At 67.2% G+C, this 18,475-nt stretch carries 18 protein-coding genes; 9 read left to right on the top strand and 9 right to left on the bottom strand.

Annotated elements, in window-relative coordinates; all coding sequences use genetic code 11:
- The first annotated feature begins 22 nt into the window (after nt 1-22).
- From ACFRAH_RS15120 to ACFRAH_RS15105, 4 genes are all read left to right on the top strand, one after another.
- A complete protein-coding gene (locus tag ACFRAH_RS15120) occupies nt 23-481 on the top strand; it encodes a ribose-5-phosphate isomerase (RefSeq protein ID WP_377991721.1) in 459 nt (152 codons plus the stop codon).
- Between the two features lie 181 nt (nt 482-662).
- Entirely contained in the window at nt 663-1,874 is a 1,212-nt protein-coding gene (locus tag ACFRAH_RS15115; protein WP_377991720.1) for a thiolase family protein, read from the top strand.
- A gap of 29 nt (nt 1,875-1,903) precedes the next feature.
- Nucleotides 1,904-2,698: an enoyl-CoA hydratase/isomerase family protein gene (locus ACFRAH_RS15110; RefSeq protein WP_377991719.1), complete on the top strand. Its 795-nt coding sequence runs from the start codon at nt 1,904-1,906 to the stop codon at nt 2,696-2,698.
- Nucleotides 2,695-3,549, top strand: coding sequence for a 3-hydroxyacyl-CoA dehydrogenase family protein (locus tag ACFRAH_RS15105; RefSeq protein ID WP_377991718.1), 855 nt, complete (start codon nt 2,695-2,697; stop codon nt 3,547-3,549). The genes ACFRAH_RS15110 and ACFRAH_RS15105 overlap by 4 nt, the downstream gene beginning before the upstream one ends.
- 37 nt (nt 3,550-3,586) lie before the next feature.
- On the opposite strand, the gene ACFRAH_RS15100 is transcribed toward ACFRAH_RS15105, so the two are convergent.
- The 3 genes from ACFRAH_RS15100 to ACFRAH_RS15090 all read right to left on the bottom strand — a co-directional run bounded on the left by ACFRAH_RS15100 (nt 3,587) and on the right by ACFRAH_RS15090 (nt 5,224).
- Nucleotides 3,587-3,817, bottom strand: a complete 231-nt coding sequence (locus ACFRAH_RS15100; RefSeq protein WP_377991717.1) for a DUF6480 family protein — start codon at nt 3,815-3,817, stop codon at nt 3,587-3,589.
- Nucleotides 3,818-3,847: 30 nt separating this feature from the next.
- The gene (locus tag ACFRAH_RS15095; RefSeq protein ID WP_377991716.1) at nt 3,848-4,279 is read right to left on the bottom strand and encodes an SRPBCC family protein; all 432 of its coding nucleotides are present in this window, start codon (nt 4,277-4,279) and stop codon (nt 3,848-3,850) included.
- A gap of 93 nt (nt 4,280-4,372) precedes the next feature.
- Nucleotides 4,373-5,224, bottom strand: a complete 852-nt coding sequence (locus tag ACFRAH_RS15090; RefSeq protein WP_377991715.1) for an SGNH/GDSL hydrolase family protein — start codon at nt 5,222-5,224, stop codon at nt 4,373-4,375.
- A 120-nt stretch (nt 5,225-5,344) separates the two neighbouring features.
- Here ACFRAH_RS15090 and ACFRAH_RS15085 point away from each other — a divergent pair, with 120 nt between their 5' ends.
- Together ACFRAH_RS15085 and ACFRAH_RS15080 are read left to right on the top strand one after the other, a co-directional pair.
- The gene (locus tag ACFRAH_RS15085; protein ID WP_377991714.1) at nt 5,345-6,052 is read left to right on the top strand and encodes a tyrosine-protein phosphatase; all 708 of its coding nucleotides are present in this window, start codon (nt 5,345-5,347) and stop codon (nt 6,050-6,052) included.
- Nucleotides 6,049-8,265 (top strand): S1 family peptidase, encoded by a 2,217-nt coding sequence (locus ACFRAH_RS15080; RefSeq protein ID WP_377991713.1) that lies wholly within the window; start codon nt 6,049-6,051, stop codon nt 8,263-8,265. Before ACFRAH_RS15085 ends, ACFRAH_RS15080 begins: the two co-directional genes overlap by 4 nt.
- Before the next feature lie 9 nt (nt 8,266-8,274).
- On the opposite strand, the gene ACFRAH_RS15075 is transcribed toward ACFRAH_RS15080, so the two are convergent.
- From ACFRAH_RS15075 to ACFRAH_RS15060, 4 genes are all read right to left on the bottom strand, one after another.
- Nucleotides 8,275-8,571 carry an antibiotic biosynthesis monooxygenase family protein gene (locus tag ACFRAH_RS15075; RefSeq protein WP_377991712.1) on the bottom strand — a complete coding sequence of 99 codons (297 nt, stop codon included), beginning with the start codon at nt 8,569-8,571 and terminating at the stop codon, nt 8,275-8,277.
- Nucleotides 8,572-8,672: 101 nt separating this feature from the next.
- On the bottom strand, nt 8,673-10,001 hold the full coding sequence (locus ACFRAH_RS15070) for a choice-of-anchor Q domain-containing protein (protein WP_377991711.1): 1,329 nt from the start codon (nt 9,999-10,001) through the stop codon (nt 8,673-8,675).
- 143 nt (nt 10,002-10,144) lie between these two features.
- Nucleotides 10,145-10,894: an ABC transporter permease gene (locus ACFRAH_RS15065; RefSeq protein ID WP_377991710.1), complete on the bottom strand. Its 750-nt coding sequence runs from the start codon at nt 10,892-10,894 to the stop codon at nt 10,145-10,147.
- A 38-nt stretch (nt 10,895-10,932) separates the two neighbouring features.
- On the bottom strand, nt 10,933-11,286 hold the full coding sequence (locus ACFRAH_RS15060; RefSeq protein WP_377991780.1) for a PaaI family thioesterase: 354 nt from the start codon (nt 11,284-11,286) through the stop codon (nt 10,933-10,935).
- Between the two features lie 287 nt (nt 11,287-11,573).
- Here ACFRAH_RS15060 and paaZ point away from each other — a divergent pair, with 287 nt between their 5' ends.
- Together paaZ and ACFRAH_RS15050 are read left to right on the top strand one after the other, a co-directional pair.
- A complete protein-coding gene (gene paaZ / locus ACFRAH_RS15055; protein WP_377991709.1) occupies nt 11,574-13,685 on the top strand; it encodes a phenylacetic acid degradation bifunctional protein PaaZ in 2,112 nt (703 codons plus the stop codon).
- Nucleotides 13,686-13,890: 205 nt separating this feature from the next.
- Nucleotides 13,891-14,322, top strand: coding sequence for a VOC family protein (locus ACFRAH_RS15050; protein ID WP_377991708.1), 432 nt, complete (start codon nt 13,891-13,893; stop codon nt 14,320-14,322).
- Nucleotides 14,323-14,473: 151 nt separating this feature from the next.
- On the opposite strand, the gene ACFRAH_RS15045 is transcribed toward ACFRAH_RS15050, so the two are convergent.
- Together ACFRAH_RS15045 and ACFRAH_RS15040 are read right to left on the bottom strand one after the other, a co-directional pair.
- Nucleotides 14,474-15,304, bottom strand: a complete 831-nt coding sequence (locus ACFRAH_RS15045; RefSeq protein ID WP_377991707.1) for a DUF427 domain-containing protein — start codon at nt 15,302-15,304, stop codon at nt 14,474-14,476.
- Nucleotides 15,305-15,359: 55 nt separating this feature from the next.
- A complete protein-coding gene (locus ACFRAH_RS15040; RefSeq protein WP_377991706.1) occupies nt 15,360-15,977 on the bottom strand; it encodes a TetR/AcrR family transcriptional regulator in 618 nt (205 codons plus the stop codon).
- A 256-nt stretch (nt 15,978-16,233) separates the two neighbouring features.
- On the opposite strand from ACFRAH_RS15040, the gene ACFRAH_RS15035 reads away from it, so the two are divergent.
- Nucleotides 16,234-18,423 (top strand): multicopper oxidase family protein, encoded by a 2,190-nt coding sequence (locus tag ACFRAH_RS15035; RefSeq protein ID WP_377991705.1) that lies wholly within the window; start codon nt 16,234-16,236, stop codon nt 18,421-18,423.
- Nucleotides 18,424-18,475 lie beyond the last annotated feature (52 nt).

Here is an 18,475-nt window from a genome sequence, read left to right as displayed (position 1 = left end):
CACTCCGAAAGGTTCATCCCAAATGACAGAAAAACTCAGAATCGTCGTCGGCTGCGATGACGCCGGCTTCGAATACAAGGAAGCCCTGAAAAACGATCTGGCCGCACACGGCCTCGTGGCCGACGTCGTCGATGTCGGCGTGGATGCCGACGGCCACACCGCCTACCCGCATGTGGCCGTTGAGGCCGCACGCATGGTTGCCAGCGGCGCAGCGGACCGGGCACTGTTGGTGTGCGGCACGGGCCTTGGGGTGGCGATTGCGGCCAACAAGGTCAAGGGCGTCCGGGCCGTGACAGCCCACGACTCCTTCTCCGTGGAGCGGGCGGTGCTCAGCAACAACGCCCAGGTCCTGTGCATGGGCCAGCGCGTGATCGGCCTCGAACTGGCGCGCCGCCTCGCCAGGGAGTGGGTGGGCTACACCTTCGACGAAAGCAGCGCCTCGGCGGACAAGGTGGCCGCGATCTGCGGCTACGAGGGCTGACCCTCAGCCGGGCGGGAGGAGTTTTTGTCCATTTGTCACGACTTTGCCGCACCCTAACCCGCGACAAATGGACAAAAACTCCATCCCCGTTGACCGGTTGCCGTCACCGTGTAATCTTTATAGAACGAACGGTCGGTAATTTATTCGCTTCCGGCCCAGCTTCTGCGAAAAGGATGTTCTCATGGTCGAGGCTTTTCTGGTCGGCGGTGCCCGCACCCCGGTAGGACGATACGGCGGAGCGCTCTCGGCGGTCCGGCCCGATGATCTGGCCGCGCTGGTGGTCCGCGAGGCCGTGGCCAGGGCGGGCGTGGATCCGGACGCCATCGACGAGGTCATCCTCGGCAACGCCAACGGTGCCGGCGAGGAGAACCGCAACGTGGCGCGCATGGCCACCATCCTCGCCGGCCTGCCGCTGCACATCCCCGGCATCACCGTGAACCGGCTCTGCTCCTCGGGCCTGAGCGCCATCATCATGGCCAGCCAGATGATCAAGTCCGGGGCCGCGGACATCGTGGTGGCCGGCGGCGTGGAGTCCATGAGCCGCGCGCCCTGGGTCCAGGAGAAGCCCCAGACGGCCTTCGCGAAGCCCGGGGACATCTTCGACACCTCCATCGGCTGGCGCTTCGTGAACCCGCTGTTCAAGAAGGGCGAGCTGTCCCGCGACGGCAAGATGACCTTCTCGATGCCGGAAACCGCCGAAGAGGTGGGCCGCGTGGACAACATCTCCCGCGAGGACGCCGATGCCTTCGCCGTCCGGTCCCACGAAAGGGCGCTCGCGGCCATTGAAGCGGGCAGGTTCAAGGAGGAGATCGTCCCTGTGACGGTCAAGACCCGCAAGGCCGAGACGGTCGTTGACACAGATGAGGGGCCCCGCGCCGGCACCTCCATGGACGTCCTGGCCGGCCTGCGCCCGGTGGTCCCCGGCGGCTCGGTGGTCACGGCAGGCAACTCGTCCTCCCTCAACGACGGCGCCTCCGCCATCATTGTCGCCTCCGAGGCAGCGGTCCAGCGGCTGGGCCTTACGCCCCGCGCCCGCATCATCGACGGCGCGTCTGCCGGCTGCGAGCCGGAAATCATGGGCATCGGCCCGGTTCCGGCAACCCAGAAGGTGCTCAAGCGGAGCGGGCTCAGCGTCGGTGACCTTGGCGCCGTCGAACTTAATGAGGCTTTTGCGACCCAGTCCCTTGCCAGCGTGCGCCGCCTGGGGCTGGACCCGGACATTGTGAACAACGACGGCGGTGCGATCGCCTTGGGGCACCCGCTGGGTTCCAGCGGCTCCCGGATCGCCATTACCCTACTGGGCCGGATGGAGCGCGAGGACGCGCGGATCGGCCTGGCCACCATGTGCATCGGCGTGGGCCAGGGCACGGCCATGCTGCTGGAGCGCGTGTAGTGCCGGGACAGGACAGCACCAACGGACACTTGAGCACCCACGGGTTCAGCACCCTCCTGGTCGAAGAGCGCGGGGACCGCGTGGTGGTGCTCCTCAACCGCCCGGACGTCCGCAACGCCATCGACCAGCAGATGGTGGATGAGCTCCATGCCGTCTGCGCCGCGCTGGAAAGGAACCCCAAGGTCCTCATCATCGCCGGCACCGGGGGCGTTTTTGCCTCCGGTGCGGACATCGCCCAGCTGCGGGAGCGGCGCCGCGACGACGCTCTGCAGGGCATCAACTCCACCATCTTCGTCCGGATCGCCAGGCTGCCAATGCCGGTGATCGCCGCGCTGGACGGCTACTGCCTGGGCGGCGGCGCCGAACTGGCGTACGCCGCAGACTTCCGGATCGGCACCCCGGCGGTGCGGATCGGCAACCCGGAAACCGGACTGGGCATCCTGGCGGCTGCCGGCGCCAGCTGGCGGCTGAAGGAACTCGTGGGGGAGCCGGTGGCCAAGGAGATCCTGCTGGCCGGCCGGGTCCTTAAGGCCGAGGAGGCCCTCGCCGTCAACCTGGTCACCGAACTCCACGAGCCCGCCGAGCTGATGGACGCCGCCCACCGGCTGGCCGACCGGATCGCCGGGCAGGATCCGCTGGCCGTCCGGATCACCAAGTCGGTGTTCCATGCGCCGGCCGAGGCGCATCCGGTCATCGACCAGCTGGCGCAGGGCATCCTGTTCGAGTCGCAGGCCAAGTTCGACCGGATGCAGGCTTTCCTGGACAGGAAAAGCACCGACAGGAACAACAAAAAGAACGGCACCACAGACGGGACCAACTCATGACCGCCATTCCCCAGCACGTCGGCGTCCTCGGTGGCGGCCGGATGGGCGCAGGGATCGCCCACGCCTTCCTCATCAGAGGTGCCACCGTGGTGGTGGTGGAGCGCGACGGCGACGCTGCCGCCGGCGCCCGCACCCGGGTCACCGATGCCGTGGCAAAGTCGGCTTCCCGCGGCGTTCTGGACGGAACCCCGGAGGAGGTGCTGGCCCGGTTCAGCACGTCCACCGATTACGCCGTCTTCGCCGGCTGCGGGCTGGTGGTGGAGGCCGTTCCGGAGGATTTCGAGCTGAAGGTCAGTGCCCTGAAAGCCGTGGAGGAGCAGCTGTCCGCCCATGCCTTCCTCGCCTCCAATACGTCCTCGCTGTCGGTCACCGATCTCGCCGCCCAGCTGCAGCGGCCGGCCAGTTTCGTGGGGCTGCATTTCTTCAATCCCGTGCCCGCCTCCACCCTGATTGAGGTGGTGGTGGCCAAGGAGACGTCGGCTGAATTGGCGGCCCAGGCGAAAGGCTGGACGGAAGCACTCGGCAAGACCGCCGTCGTCGTTAACGATGCTCCGGGGTTCGCGTCGTCGCGGCTGGGCGTGGCGATTGCACTGGAGGCGATGCGCATGGTGGAGGAGGGGGTGGCCTCCGCGGAGGACATCGACGCCGCCATGGTGCTGGGGTACAAGCACCCCACCGGACCGCTGAAGACCACCGACATCGTGGGCCTGGACGTCCGCCTGGGCATCGCCGAGTACCTGCACTCGACGCTGGGGGAGCGCTTCGCGCCGCCGCAGATCCTTCGGGACAAGGTGGCCCGCGGCGAGCTGGGCCGCAAGACCGGCAAGGGGTTCTTCGACTGGGCGGAATGACCCGCTGAAGGACCGGCCCGGACGGACCTGGCGCCACCTACAACAGGCTGATGATGTAGCCGACGAAGAACAGCAGGCACAGCAGCACCACGATGCCAATCAGCACCAGCACAGCCACCTGGGTTCCGCGCGGTGGCCCTCCCTCGTCGTGCCCCTGTGGTCCGCCGGTGGAGGCTTCGGCAGGAGGTGTTTCCCCGGGCGGCACTCCACCGCCTGGCTCCAAGCCGGTGAGGCGGTCTTCGAGGGGGTCGGGGTTCTGACTGCTCACGGGGTCCTCCTGTGCTGACTTGCGGCCCGGTTACAGCGATTCGAGTTTCTGCCGGAGCCCGTTCAGTGCCGGGTCGCGCAGCTTCATGAACTGCGGCGCGAGGAACGGCTGCAGCAGCTTGTAGGGCCAGTTGATGCTGAACTGCGCCGTGTACACGATCTCGGAGCCGGAGCTGAGCGAGCGCACATCGATGGAGTCAAAGGCCACGAGGTTCCGGTGTTCGCCCCGGAGCTTGATGTGGTTGTCGAACAATTCGACGACCTCATACTCGATGGGCTGGCGTTTGCCCCGGAACAGCGCCTCCGCGTGGTAGCGGTGGCCGACGGCGACCGGTCCCTCGGCCAGCTTGTCCATGACCGCCGTGCCCGGGTCCCATTCACTGGTGTGTTCGAAGGCGGACAGGTAGGCGAACGCAGTCCGCGCCGGCAGGGAAGAAGCGACAGTGCCCGACACCGTGATCATGACACCAGCCTAGCCACGCGCGCCGCCGGGCACACCGGCTTGGAGCGGGCATTCCGGGCCCGGTCGGGTGCTGCCGGAACCAGTTGCGGGAAACTAGTTCAGCGCTGCCCTGATCGCGGCCGTGTAACCACTGGCGTAGCCAACGGCCGTGGGATGGAAGATATCCGCGGACGACGTCCCGCAGGTGGCGGACGCCGTGCAGAGCGGCGGCAGGCCCACGATCCATGGCTGCGCGGAACCGATTCCATGGCCGGCGAACGCGGGCGACACATCCACGTAGCTAACCTTCGAGCGCCCGCCGTCCGCCTGGCTGGCTGCCTTGGCGATGACCGCGTTCAGCTGCTGCGTCAGCCCGTTGATTGGATCAGCGGCCGGTCCGGCGCCGGGCTCGAACAGCAGCGGGTACCCGGTCACGTAGATGTCGGCACGCGGCGCCGTCGCCTTGACGTCCTCCAGCATCGCGAGGAGGTTCTGGAAGAACGGGCTTGCCGCCGGGGTGGCGAGGGCGGTCTGCAGGACGGCCGCCCGCTGGGCCAGCGCATCAGTGCACGGCTGGCCAGGGGCCTGCGAACAGATCACGAGCGCACCAATGGAGTCCAGGTCATTGCCGCCCGCGGTGACGGTCACCAGGTCCACCTTCTTGCTCAGGGACGGGATCTGGTTTGCCCGCACACTGCTTGTGGTGGCGCCGCTGCAGGCTGCATTGCCCGTCAGAGTGACCTTGCGCTCCGCGTCCAGCAGCGCCGGGTAGCCGTGCCCGCTCCTCAGGCACGCGTCAGCGTACGGCCCGGCACCCTGGCCGGCGGCATAGGAATCCCCCAGGGCCACATAGGAATCGAACCGGTCCGCGGATGCCGGCGCTGCCGTCAGGCAGGCCAGGACCAGGGCCGCCAGGGCACCGGTGAGGCGGGTGAACCGCCGTCGCAAAGGCTGTTTGGCTGTCATCAGAGTCCCCATCCTCGATCACGCCACGGTACGGCGCTGGTCTCCCAAGGGTACGCCCGCCGTCAACGCCCTGACCCGAAACGGGTGCGGCCACAGGGGCGGGTGTGGTTAGCTGGCACCGTGAGCGCGAGGGGACAGATCGGCTGGGACGGGGCGGTGAACGCCTGGCTTGTGGCTGGCTCTGTCTACCGGATGGGGCGGCGGGAATGGGTCACCGAGGCAGGCTGGCAGGAAGCCTACCGCGACGGGATCCGCACGATCATCGACCTCCGGAACCCCGGCGAACGGCAGCGCCGGCCCAGCGATCCGGAGGTGGGCGAGGCGCTCGCGGGCTTTGACGTTGTCCACGCCCCCACAGAAGACCCCGAAAACCCTGAGTTCAAGGCGCTGTGCGATCCCTACCTGAACGATCCCGCGCACTACGCTGCCAATGCCCGCCTCTTTCCGGACCGGCTTGCCGCCGTGTTCAAAGCCGTGGCGGCGGCTCCCGGGGGCGTCGTGATCCACTGTTCGGCCGGCAGGGACCGCAGCGGCATGATCGCCGCCATGCTCCAGGACCTTGCAGGCGCCAGCGATTCCGAGATCGTGGCCTGCTACCAGGCCGCCATGCGCAGCATCAACGAACGCCACCGGACCATGTGGCCGCCGCATGCGCACGAACGCTACCTCGACGAGGCAACCCTTGCCCCGCTCCTGGAAACCCGCGGAGCGCGCGTTCTGGACTTCGTGCGCGGGCTCAACACCCGGGAATTCCTGCTGCGGAACGGCGTCACCGGGCCCGAACTGGAAGCAGTGCTCGCAGCCCTCGGCGCTAGGGTTGCCCTGTGACTTCACCCGCACATGGCACCGCGCTCCGGCGCGCACTCGCGCTTTCAGCCGCGGTTGCGCTGGGCGCTGTCCTGTCCCCGTTGCCCGCATACGCCGCCTTTGAAGGCGCTGCGATTGAAGGCACGACGGCGGCGGCCTCCGGCGGCGCGGCCACCTCACCGGCGGTGCCGTCCCCGGCTTCCCCGACGGCGGTGCCGTCCCCGGCTTCCCCGGCCGCCCCGACGGCTGCCCCGACGGCGGGTCCGGCGGCCCCGGCGTCGGCAGGCGTGCCGGCGGAGGGCCTTGCCGACGCCGTACTGCGCGACCTGGGCATGACGCTCGAGGAATTCAACGCCGCGGGGGAGCAGGGCAAACGCGCGGCCGCTGCCCTGGATACACTCCGGAAGGTGGCGGGCTTCGAATCGGTCAGGCTGGGCGGCGGGAAAATTGTGGTTGCCGGAACCGGTCCCGCGCTCGCCACGGCTGTCGGTTCCCTCAACGGGGCCGACCCAGAGGCCCGGGAGGAATTCGTGCTTGCGCCCTCTTCGGAAGCCTCCGCCCCGTCAACCGATGCGCCAAAGCCGGCGGCCGGACGCACGGCAGCAGGGCCGGCCGGGACCGACCTTCATGCTGCAAGCGTCGAGCAGCTCTACCAGGCGTACCTCCGCGAGGTGGGACCGGCAGGGCTCCAGGCCGTGGTCGAGGCGGACGGCAAGTTCATCATCCGCACGGGCGGCGTGAACGAGGCCCAGGCTGAACCGCAGCCCGCAACAGAAACGGCCGGCACTGAAGCGGGCGGCGCCCATCCCACACAGACCCAGCCGCCGGCGTCGGAAGACCCGGCATCGGGGGACCCCAACAGCGGCGCGAGGCTATCGCCGTCGGAATTCGTGGGGCAGTACGCCAACGTGGTCCTGGAGAACGGCGAACCCCTGGCGCCGGAAGAGGACTTCTTCGGCGGTCAGGGATACCGGATCGACGGCGGCGTGGTCTGTTCCGCCGGCTTCAGTGCTTTCAGCCCCACCGGCGAGCCGTTGGTCCTCACGGCCGGCCACTGTGCCGACGACGGCGCTGCGCGCCTCGCCGAGGTGACGCTGCCCGCCGGGGATCCCGCAGGCGGATTCCTGGCGGAAAACGCGGTCACGGGGAAGCTCGGAACTTTCGGCTTCAGCCAGTTCGGCGGCCCCGGGAACTCCTGGGTCGCGGATCCGGAGAACCCGGGCACACCGGGGAACGACATCGCGGTCATCGAGTCCATCCGGCAGGACCTCGACCCGCTCCCGGCAACCACCACGTGGGCGGACGCCACCAGCCTGGGCTCCGGCTCGGTGAAGATCGTGGGCACGGCATCGCCGTTCGTGGGGCAGGCTGTCTGCCGTTCCGGACGGACCGCGGGATGGTCATGCGGCATCGTGGACGAGGTGGGGATCTACGTCGTGGGCGGGGGCTCGGGCGACCCTGCCGATCTGCGTTCCTTCAGCGGATTCCTCTCCACGTCAGTGGAATCCAGCGGCGGTGATTCCGGCGGGCCGTGGATCAGCGGCAATTACGCCGTGGGCACGCATTCGGCGGGAAACGCGAGCGATTCCGCCGACAACTTCGCCGTCGCGGCCACGCTCGAGGATTCAATGTCCATCCTCCCGGGCGTGCAGCTGAGGCTGTTCCTGAACAAACCGGTCCTGGCCGGAACGCTGCCGGCAGGGCCGATCGCAGCCGGCCAGCGGATCATCGGGCGGCTGGCTGCGGCCCCGGCCACTGATGTTCCGGCGGGAACCCGGGTCCGGGTCAGCTTTCCGGGCAGCGAACCGTTCGACGTGGACGTGGATGCCCGGGGAAACTGGGCCTTCAGCGCGCCGGCCGCCGCCGACCACTTCACCGCGCAGGCGGTGAACGGATTCAGCCGCTCCGGGCTGAGCACCTTCAGCACCGCACCTGCATCCTCAGCGCCTGCCCCCGGCGGTTCCGGCACGCCGGACACCGCAGTGTCCCCGGCTGCTTCCCCGCCGGCCGCAGCCCACGGCGGCCGGCCCGTGCTTGAGCCCGCGCCCCAGCCGACTGTGGTGGCCGCCCTTCCGGCTGCCGGACCGGACGGCGCCACAGGTCCGGCCGGAGCGCCGGCGATGCTCGCCGACACAGGGGTATCGGGCCTCACGCTCGCCGCGGCCGGGGCAGGTGTGGCCCTGCTGCTCGGTGGCCTGGTGCTGGTGATCGTGCGGCGCCGCACGAGGCGCTGAGCCGCAGCCTCAGCCGATGGTGGCGGCTTCGTCCAGCGTGTGCGGCTCGAAGTGCTCAACAATGTCCCGCATCGACGCGATGCCCTCGGTGTAGGTCGCCGATGACCGCCACTGTTCCACCTGCTCGAGTGATGCCCATGGCCCGGTACTGATGAAGCGGTTGGGCACGTCGCGGTCACGCATGAGCAGGCCGTGCCCGCCGGGATGCTCCTTGTGCGTGCGTTCGGCGATGTCCTTCCATGCCTTCACGAAGTCGTCCTCGCGGCCCGGCCTCACGAGCCAGATACCCAACGTGTAAACAGACACATCCACCACCTCCATTGGTGTGCAGAGCGGATACCTGATTATCGTCCCGCGCCGCAGCGCGTGGAAGAACCTGACGGAAGTGCCCGGACTGGCCCACCGCGCTAACAGTTGGGCGGCCTGTATTCGTAAGCGCCGGCGTCGGCCTGTCCGGATCCCGAGCATTGACCGCTCTGCGGTACGGCCACCTGATCCAGGTCCACCCCGGACGGGCTGTTGGCTGCGCGGTCTATCGCCGGGCTGCCGCTGGTGAGGTGCAGGTCCTCGGGAGGATTGACGAACTCTGCGGGAGCCGCCGTCGAACTGTTGTCCAAGGGGACGTTGCTGGGGCCGTTGACCACGTTGGACTGTTCCGTCCAGCCGGATCCGTCCAGCCAGAGGGCATCACGCACGGCAACGAGGATGTTGGCCCGGATGACGGTTGAGGAGGGGCAGGAAGCGTGGCAGACTACGCCGCGCGAATGGCTGCCGTTCAGCCACACCGTGTTGAATTCGAACGTGGTGCTGTTCGTGGGGCCGAACCGGGTGCCGGGGCCGCGGATGATCAGTCCCGCGGCTTCGGCGCATTCCGCCCCGCAGGAGGAACGGATGAGGTTGTAGCGGAAAACGTTGCCGTCGGCGGCGCCGTTGGAGCGGCCGATTTCGGAGAAAACGTTGTTGTCGATGGCCTTGTTGTTGTGGATGTTGTTCCGGCTGCCGTTGTAGATCTCGAACGCGCTTCCGTCCCGGCTGAAGTCGTAGGAGAAGGCTGTGGAACCGGTGACGGTGTTGCCGGCGAACTCGTTGTCGTTGCCGTTGATCAGCACGCCGAACGCGCCGGAATCATCGGTGCAGTTGGCTGCCTCCGCGGTGCCGCACTGCGACCCCGGGGTGTTGACGTTCATGACGTTGTTGTTCGTCAGGACGTTGTTGGAGTAGTTTCCGAAGTCCGAGCCAGTGCCCACCTTGATTCCAGCGGTGTTGTCCGAGGCCTCGGAATTCCGCACCACCACGTGGTCGCCGTAGACGTTGAAGCCCGCGTACCCGCAGTTGGTGGCCCGCAGTCCGTCCACCTCGATGTAACTGCCGTTCAGCCGGAAGCAGTTTCCGCCCTCCCCGCTGGTGATCGTTGCCAGTTTCCCGTTTCCGTAGCTGTTCAGCCTGATGGCCGACGCCGGTGTTCCGCTTTCGTCCAGAACGACGTTGCCGATCCACTCGTCGCCCTTGCGGAAACTGATGGAGTCGCCGGCGCTGAATTCCGTGTCATTGACCTTCTGCAGTGACTGCCAGGGCGTATGCGGGGACGTCCCGGAACTGGTGTCGCTGCCCGCGGCACTGACGTAGTAATGTGTGCCCGGCGTCGAAGGGTTCGCCTGCGAGACGCAGCCCGCCAGCAGGACCGCCAGAAGGACAGCCGCCAGCGCGGCGACGGCCTGTGTGGTTCGCGTGCTCATAATTGCACCTGCTGGGAGGCGGACAAGGCCCGGCCCATGAGTGCCGCTGCCTCTGGCCCGGAGCGGCCAGAGTATAAAGCGGCCGGCGCAATGTCAACGGCGGGCGGCCGGGATGGCCTTGGCCAATGCCGGAGCGCGGCCGCCTACCCGAGCGGTGCGGGCCGCACGCGGACCGGGGCGAGCATACTGATGAGCAGGATAGCGGTGACGGACCCGGCCGCCATGATCGAGGCGAGCACCACGATCTGGAACCGGCCAGCCTCCAGCGGCGAAAGTCCGCCGAAAATCGCCCCGACGAAGGCGCCCGGCAGCGTGACCAGGCCCGTCGTCTTGGTCTGGTCCACCGTTGGAATGAGCGCGGAGTACACGGCGCTGCGGGCCATTTCGCGGGTCGCCTGGCGGGCAGTGGCTCCCAGCGCGAGCCAGCCCTCCACCTGGTCCCAGCGGTCGATGACGGCCTCGTTGAACCTGCGCCCGGCGAGTCCCGCAATCGCCATCGAGTTCCCGACCACGATCCCGCCGATCGCCAGCGCGTACCGGGACGTGAACTCGATGGCGCCGGTACCGAACACGACGACCAGCGACACGAGGACTCCGGCGGCCATCGAGCCGGCCACAACGGCGAGGCGGCGCCAGGACCAGACGAGGCGGCGCGCGGCGGTCACGGCGGCGACGCTGAACATGACACCCAGCGCCACGGCCACCCACCCGGGACTGGCAATCACGGCGCCCAGGATCAGGCTCACGGCTGCGAGCTGCGCCGCGCCGCGGAGGATGGCGAGAGCCGGCGCGAAGGCATGCGGAACCCGGAAAGCGCTGAGGACGGCGGCCGTCAGCACCATCAGGAGGCCCACCGCGATCAGCGTGGGTGTCAGGCTGCCAAGCTCGGTCACCAGATCAGCCTAGCCGGGGCTTCTGCCCGGCTGCGGCGTCAGGCCCGCGGCGCAAGCAGCATGTTGGTGATGCGCAGGGTGCAGAGCCGCTGGCCCGACTCGTTGGTGATCAGCACCTCGTGGGTGGCCAGCGTGCCGCCAAGGTGGATGGGGGTGGCGGTGATGGTGATGAGGCCGGCCCGGGCGGACCGGTGGTGCGTGGCTGAAACGTCCACCCCGACGGCGGTCTTGCCCAGCGTGCTGGCGTGGATCACCGCCGCCCACGACCCCACGGCTTCGCCCACGGCCAGTGAAGCCCCGCCGTGCAGCAGCCCGAACGACTGCCGGTTCCCCTCCACCGGCATGGTCGCCACGACGCGCTCCACGGACTCCTCCACGATCTTCACGCCCATCTTCTCGTCGAGCTCGCCGAGGGTGATCTTCCACAGTTCCCCTGGCGTCGGCCCCGCAGGAACCGGCGGCCCCACAGGTGCTTGTGCGGCCAGTCTGGTGTCGCGCGCTTCCGGCGTCATGTGGTCTCCTCCGTTGAGTGTCGGTCCGCATTGGCGCCCAATGCGGTATCAATCGCCACTAGTGTGCAGCGGGGCACATTCATGTACTGTAGACATATTACCGAACGGACGGTCAGTAATGTTCTGGCCGGATCAGATTTGTCCCCCGTTGGAAGGACCCGTCAACGATGACCACCACTGCCGCCGCCCCCGAAGCCACCCTGGACACCGTGGAAACCGTCCCCAGTTTCGTACAGGACTCCTGGTGGACTCCCGACGCCGGCTCGGTGGCTTCCGCTGTCCCCGTCCGGGACGCCAGCACGGGGGAGATCCTGGCCAAGGTGAGCACCGACGGCCTGGACCTGGCCGCCGTCGTGGATTACGGCCGCACCACAGGCCAGACGGAACTCGGCAAGCTGACCTTCCATCAGCGTGCCCTCAAACTCAAGGAGCTGGCGCAGTACCTGAACGCGCGGCGCGAGCATTTCTACGCCTTCTCCGCGCAGACCGGCGCCACCAAGATCGACTCGATGATCGACATCGACGGCGGCATCGGCGTGCTGTTCACCTTCGGGTCCAAAGGCCGGCGCGAGCTTCCCAACGCCCAGGTGGTGGTGGACGGGCCCATGGAGGTGCTGTCCAAGGACGGATCGTTTGCCGGCGAGCACATCTACACCCGGATCCCCGGCGTCGCCGTGCAGATCAACGCCTTCAACTTCCCGGTCTGGGGGATGCTGGAGAAGCTCGCCCCCGCGTTCATCGCCGGTGTCCCCACCATCGTCAAGCCGGCCACGCCCACGGGCTACGTCGCCGCGGCCGTGGTGAAGGCCATCATCGAATCAAACATCCTGCCCAAGGGCTCGCTGCAGCTGATCTCCGGCTCCGTCCGCGGGCTGCTGGACGTGCTGGACTACCGCGACCTCGTGGCCTTCACCGGGTCCGCATCCACCTCCCAGTCCCTGAGGTCGCACCCGAACGTGGTGCTGGGTGGCGTACGGTTCACTTCCGAGACCGACTCCCTGAACGCCGCCATCCTCGGCCCCGACGCAGTGGAAGGCACGCCGGAGTTCGATGCGTTCATCAAGTCCGTGGTCACCGAGATGACGGTCAAAGCCGGACAGAAGTGCACCGCGATCCGCCGTGCCATCGTGCCGCAGGACCTGGTACCCGCCGTCGTTTCAGCGATCGGCGCCCGGGTGGAGCAGCGCGTGGTGCTCGGCGATCCCCGGGCCGAGGGCGTCACCATGGGTGCGCTCGCCTCGCTTGAGCAGCTCGCCGACGTCCGGGCCGCCGTGCAGTCCATGCTCGACGCCGGCGGTGAGCTCGCGTACGGAACGCTTGATTCGCCGTCGGTCACCAGTGCGGACGGCGCCACAGGCGTCGTCGAAGGCGGTGCGTTCATGTCCCCCGTGGTGCTGAGCTGGGCCGACGCCGAGGCCGAGCCGGTCCACTCGCTGGAGGCCTTTGGACCGGTGTCTTCGGTGATCGGGTACAAGGACATTCCCGACGCCGTCCGGCTCGCCGCCCGTGGCGGCGGTTCGCTGGTCGCCTCGGTCTGCACCAACGATCCGTCCGTTGCCCGGGAACTGGTCACGGGCATTGCGGCCCATCACGGCCGGGTGCTCATGCTGAACCGCGAGGACGCGCGCACCTCCACCGGCCACGGATCGCCGGTGCCGCACCTGGTGCACGGCGGGCCGGGCCGTGCCGGCGGCGGCGAGGAGCTGGGCGGCATCCGCTCGGTGATGCACCACATGCAGCGCACGGCCATCCAGGGCTCGCCCAACATGCTCACCGCCGTGACGGGGATCTGGCACACCGGAGCCGACCGCAACTTCACCCAGGAAACCGAGGGCACGCACCCGTTCCGCAAGTCGCTGGAGACCTTGCACATCGGTGACGCCGTCCGCTCCGGCCTGCGCGAGGTCTCGCTGGAGGACATTACGGCGTTCGCCAACTCGACCGGTGACACCTTCTACGCCCACACCAACCAGGAAGCCGCCGAGGCCAACCCGTTCTTCCCCGGCATCGTGGCCCACGGGTACCTCCTGCTGAGCTGGGCCGCCGGCCTGTTCGTGGAGCCTGCGCCGGGCCCGGTCCTGGCCAACTACGGGCTGGAGAACCTGCGCTTCGTCACGCCGGTCGCTGCAGGGGACTCCATCCGGGTGACGCTCACCGCCAAGAAGATCACCCCGCGCGAGACCGACGAGTACGGCGAGGTGGCCTGGGACGCCGTCCTGACCAACCAGAACGACGAAATCGTGGCCACCTACGACGTCCTCACCCTCGTGGAAAAGTAACCCCCTCTGGACGCGTCCTCACCTCCCGTCGGGTTTTCCTGGACGCGTCCTCACATCCTGTCGGATTATTGGGGACGCGTCCTCACATCCTGTCGGATTATTGGGGACGCGTCCTCACCTCCTGTCGGGTTTCCGGAAACGCGTCCTCATCGGTGTTGGGCAGCATGGAATTTTCCCCGATCTTTCGGGGATTCCCGGGCGTAAAATGACCCCCGTAGGAGGTGGCGAAATGACCCTAGCACTAAGAACAGCCACAACCATCCTGCCTGTCGATGATCCGGACCGCGCCCGCGGATTCTACGCGGAAACGTTGGGCCTCCCACACCGTGGCAAGGCAGAAGATGGAAGCGATTTATTCGGCAACGCTGACGGCCCGATGCTGCAGCTGATGCCTGTCAAAGACGGAAAGCACTCCGAGCACACCACATTGAGTTTCGAAGTCACGGACATCGAACGGACCGTCCAGGACATGGAGTCCAAGGGCGTCCGGTTCCAGGACTACGACCTCCCCGATTTGAAGACCGATCACCATATCTGTACAACCGACGCCGAGAAATGCGCCTGGTTCATGGACACCGAAAACAACATTCTCTGCGTTCACGAAAGGCTCGGGACACAGGCTGAATATCAGCTCTGATCCGTCGCATCGTGGCAGGTTTCCGAACCCTTCCTCACCTAGCTGAGGAAGGGTTTTGGTTTTGGGCGGCCAAAGGTGAGGAAGGGTCTGGAAGAACCCGACGACAGCTGATGGAGGGTAGGGAAGAAGGCGGCGAAAGGAGAGGAAGGGTCTAGGACCAGGGGGTGACCGGGTGGCCCTGCGGCTCGCCGTCCACGTATATGTCGGCCCGCTCCTGGAAGAAGCAGACCAGCCCGTGGATCTGCCGGGCGTCGATGAACCGCGAATCGTAGGCCCAGGCGACGTTCCTGCCCCGGGCGGACTCCGGATAGCTCCAGTACCTGGCCTCGCCCTTGTAAGGGCAGACGGTCCGGTGCGGGCCGGCCTCGAGCAGGTCCAGCCGGACGTCCTCGGGCGGGATGTAATACCGCACGGGAAGCATCGTCTCGTACAGCAGCTGGGCGCCGACAGTGTCCGCCAGCAGCACGCCGTCGAGCTTCACTTCGATGTGCCGCAGCGTGGCGCGGATGTCCACGCGGTGGAACGGGTCCCGCGGGTGGCCGATGATTTCCTCGTGGTCCTCAAGCCAGTGGAACGCGCCGAAATCCAGCACAACATACCCCTCGAGATCCGGATCCGAGAGCCGGAAGGCTGCCCGGGGAACGTGGAACGCAGAGGCCACGACGTCGAGCTCCTCGCCCGCCGCCGTATGCCGCCTGAACCCGGTCCGCGGATCCAGCGCCGGCGGCGTGTCCGCCATCAGACGGACAGGATGCTCGTCCACGCCGTCGCCCTCCGCTGAGGGAGGCTCGAGCCGGGCCAGCAGATCCTTCTCGGGGACGGCATACACGGGGGTGACGCGCTTTGGCTCCCAGACCAGGAGCGCCTCTTCGGTGTCGACGACGGGACTTCCGTCGATGCCCGCACGGACCCTTTTGGGCGTGGGCTGGTACCGGAGATCGGGAAAGGCGCCGAGCAGAAGATCCGACAGTTTCGTGGCCATGCATTCAGCGTGGGCACCGCTGCCGCCCGGCGTCAACGCCTAATTTTTGGCCTTGTCAGGCCTTGGCGTGCAGGCCGTCGAACGCCATGGTGATGACGTCGTCGGCCAGTTTTTCCGGCGAGAGCGAGCCGCCTGGCTTGTACCATTCAACGATCGAGTTGATGGTGCCGAACAGGAGGCGGGTCACGGTGCGGGGATCGATGTCCTGGCGCAGCGATCCCTCGTCGCGTGCAGCGGAGATCAGCTCCGCCACCTTGTGGTCGAAAGCGCGGCGGCGTTCCATGGCATTGCGCTCAATGTCCGTGTTGCCGCGCAGCCGCAGCAGCAGCGTGACGAAGGGCAGCCGCTCCACCAGCACGGCGATGGTCTGCCGCAGCACGAACTCCAGCCGCGCATCGGCAGCCCCCGAGGTGGCCCCCGGCTGGTCCAGGATGGCCTCGAGGCCGCCCAGCGCATGATCCAGGGCGAGCTTCAGCAGGTCGCCCTTCGACGGCACATGGTGGTAGATGGCAGACTTCGAGATGCCGAGGTTCTCGGCGAGGATGCCCATGGAAGTGGCATCGTAGCCGTGGCGGTTGAAGACGTCGACGGCGATCAGCAGCACGGACTGCTGGTCGTATCCGGGGCGGCCGCGCTTGGTGGGGGCTGCGGTACTGGCTGCTGTGCTGGGCATACCGGCTATTTTCTCATGAACGTTCGGTAATCCCAGCACCCGGTATTCGGCAAACCCCAAATTGGAGGGTTCGGGCCGGAAACCACCAATCTTTTCCCAAGGTGTGGGCCCCACATTAATCGCCGGGGAGTATTCGCGGAAAAGCTGACACCGCGGGACAAGGAGGTCCCCGGTCTGGGATCGGTCTCGGAACCACCTACGTGTTCACCGGGGCGATTCAGTTGGCTTGCGCCCCCAATGCCGGGAGGCGCGGACCATGTCAGAAGAACCTTCAAACAGCAGCGGACTCGCACGCCGCACACTGCTCCGCCTGGGAGCGGCCGGAGGCGCCGGCGCGGCTCTGGCAGCCGCGCAGACCTGGGCGGCCCCACTGCTCGCCCAGCGGGGACTGCTATCGGCCGACGGGGCATTCGCCGCCACGTCGACAGCACTCAGCGACAACCTGTTCTACATCGAGAAGTACCCCACGAGCCCGCTGATCCTCTCGCCGTTCAGCGATCCGCTGCCGGTCCCCAAGGCACTGGCCCCGGTGCCGAAATCAGAGGTGGACTCGTGGAGCAATCCTCCGGGACCCGGACCCGGACAGCAGAACTCGCTGCGCAACGAGCGGCACCAGATCTGGCCAAACCAGATCGGTTATCCGGACCCCATTGTCTACAAGATCAACGTGCAGCTCCGGATCCACCGGTTCACGACCTCCCAGGTCCTGCCCATTGACGGGAACGGCGACCCCACGGTTTCGTTCGATGCGAACCGCAAAAAATATGCCGCTGGAACGAAGCGCACGCTGCCGCTGAGCACCATCTATGGGTTCAACGGCACGTTTCCCGGCCCGATGATCAACGCCGAATACGGCAAGCCGGCGCTGGTGCGGTTCGAGAACCACCTGGACGAGAATCCAATGAACCTGGACCGCCAGGACTTCGGTTCCCCGGACCTCTCGTTCCTCACCCACCTGCACAACGGCCACACCGCGCCGGAAAGCGACGGCAACCCGCACTACTCGATGGTGGCCGGGCCAAAGCACCCTGGCTTCAGACCGGGAATGTTCGTCGACAACCTGTACCTGAACTGGCCCGCCGGCAACGATGAGCGGGAGAAGCAGAGCTTCTTCTGGTTCCACGACCACACGATGGACCACACCGGCTCGAATGTGTACAAGGGCATGGTGGGCCTCTACCCGATCTATGACCCGAAGAACGGCACGGACATGGGCGACGAGACCCGGGGCCTCCGGCTGCCCGGCGTCCGAACCAACAACTCGGACGGCTCCTTCGACGTCAAATACGACATTCCGCTGGCCTTCTACGACTGCCGCCTTGACGACGGCGTCACCATCCACAAGGACATTCACGATGTGCAGGGCGAGTTCCCCGCCGCGAAGAATCCTGCCGAGCACCCCGAGTGGTGGGGTAAGACGTTCTACAAGCACTTCCCCAACCACGGCTTCGTGGGCGACATCTTCACCGTGAACGGCACGGCCTACCCGGCCCTGGAGGTGAAGCGCCGCAAGTACCGCTTCCGGTTCCTGGACGCGTCGGTCTCGAGGATCTATGAGTTCAAGCTGATGAGTTCGACGCTGGGCCCGAAGTCGTCGGCCTCGCTGGGCTACGTGGATGACGAGCTTGAGGGCCAGTACCGCATCCCGGACGGGCAGCAGTGCATGCAGTTCACCCAGATCGCGTCCGACGGCGGGCTGCTCCCGGTGCCGCTCAAGCGCGACTCGTTTGAGCTGTGGCCGGCCAAGCGACGCGAAGTCATCATCGACTTCACCCGGTACCAGGACGGCACCCCCACCACCAAGGGCGACGTCGTCTACCTCACCAACGTGATGAAGATGCCCAATGGCCGGATGTGGTCCAACTCGTCCCGCTTCTTCCCGGATCCGAAGTACAAGGTCCCGGTGCTCAAGTTCATCATCGGAGACAGTGCTCCGGACGACAGCCAAATCCCCGCTGAGCTTAGGCCCCTTCCGCCGCTGCAGAGCAACTGGCAGACCTTGCTGGCCAACCGCATGGTCTTCGAAGTGAAGCGCGGCACGGCGGGCGGGGAGACCGAGTGGCTCATCAACGGCAAGCCCTTCGACCCCAACGCGGTGGCCGCGAGCCTGCGTAATCCCGCGGGACGGACACCCCTGGCCCAGCAGAGGAAGGGGAGCTTCAACCTCTGGGAGGTCCGCAACGGGGGCGGCGGCTGGGTGCACCCGTTCCACCTGCACATGGAGGAGCACCGCACCGTCATGCGCAACGGCAAGGACGTGACCCGTGGAGGGGACGCCGGGCATCCCGACGACGTCTCCAAGGAAGACCTGGCAGCGCTCGATCCCGGCGAATCGGTGATCCTGTACAGGGGCTTCCGGGACTTCGTGGGCCCGTACGTGGCGCACTGCCACAACCTGGCCCACGAGGACCACGCCATGATGTTCGGCTGGTCGATCACGCCGTGACCGCCGGCTGAACAGCCGTCCGGCTGAACAGCAGTCCGGCCGGACAGCCGCT

The sequence above is a fragment of the Arthrobacter sp. NPDC056727 genome, from assembly GCF_042790555.1.
In the GTDB taxonomy this organism is placed as follows: domain Bacteria; phylum Actinomycetota; class Actinomycetes; order Actinomycetales; family Micrococcaceae; genus Arthrobacter.
This window is presented reverse-complemented; position numbering and strand designations above follow the sequence as displayed.

Bases quoted from the DNA above. Each gene is read 5' to 3' on its own strand.
- ACFRAH_RS15120 (WP_377991721.1), top strand. From the start codon at position 23: ATGACAGAAAAACTCAGAATCGTCGTCGGCTGCGATGACGCCGGCTTC.
- ACFRAH_RS15115 (WP_377991720.1), top strand. From the start codon at position 663: ATGGTCGAGGCTTTTCTGGTCGGCGGTGCCCGCACCCCGGTAGGACGA.
- ACFRAH_RS15105 (WP_377991718.1), top strand. From the start codon at position 2,695: ATGACCGCCATTCCCCAGCACGTCGGCGTCCTCGGTGGCGGCCGGATG.
- ACFRAH_RS15095 (WP_377991716.1), bottom strand. From the start codon at position 4,279: ATGATCACGGTGTCGGGCACTGTCGCTTCTTCCCTGCCGGCGCGGACT.
- ACFRAH_RS15090 (WP_377991715.1), bottom strand. From the start codon at position 5,224: ATGACAGCCAAACAGCCTTTGCGACGGCGGTTCACCCGCCTCACCGGT.
- ACFRAH_RS15070 (WP_377991711.1), bottom strand. From the start codon at position 10,001: ATGAGCACGCGAACCACACAGGCCGTCGCCGCGCTGGCGGCTGTCCTT.
- ACFRAH_RS15060 (WP_377991780.1), bottom strand. From the start codon at position 11,286: ATGGGCGTGAAGATCGTGGAGGAGTCCGTGGAGCGCGTCGTGGCGACC.
- paaZ (WP_377991709.1), top strand. From the start codon at position 11,574: ATGACCACCACTGCCGCCGCCCCCGAAGCCACCCTGGACACCGTGGAA.
- ACFRAH_RS15050 (WP_377991708.1), top strand. From the start codon at position 13,891: ATGACCCCCGTAGGAGGTGGCGAAATGACCCTAGCACTAAGAACAGCC.
- ACFRAH_RS15045 (WP_377991707.1), bottom strand. From the start codon at position 15,304: ATGGCCACGAAACTGTCGGATCTTCTGCTCGGCGCCTTTCCCGATCTC.
- ACFRAH_RS15040 (WP_377991706.1), bottom strand. From the start codon at position 15,977: ATGCCCAGCACAGCAGCCAGTACCGCAGCCCCCACCAAGCGCGGCCGC.
- ACFRAH_RS15035 (WP_377991705.1), top strand. From the start codon at position 16,234: ATGTCAGAAGAACCTTCAAACAGCAGCGGACTCGCACGCCGCACACTG.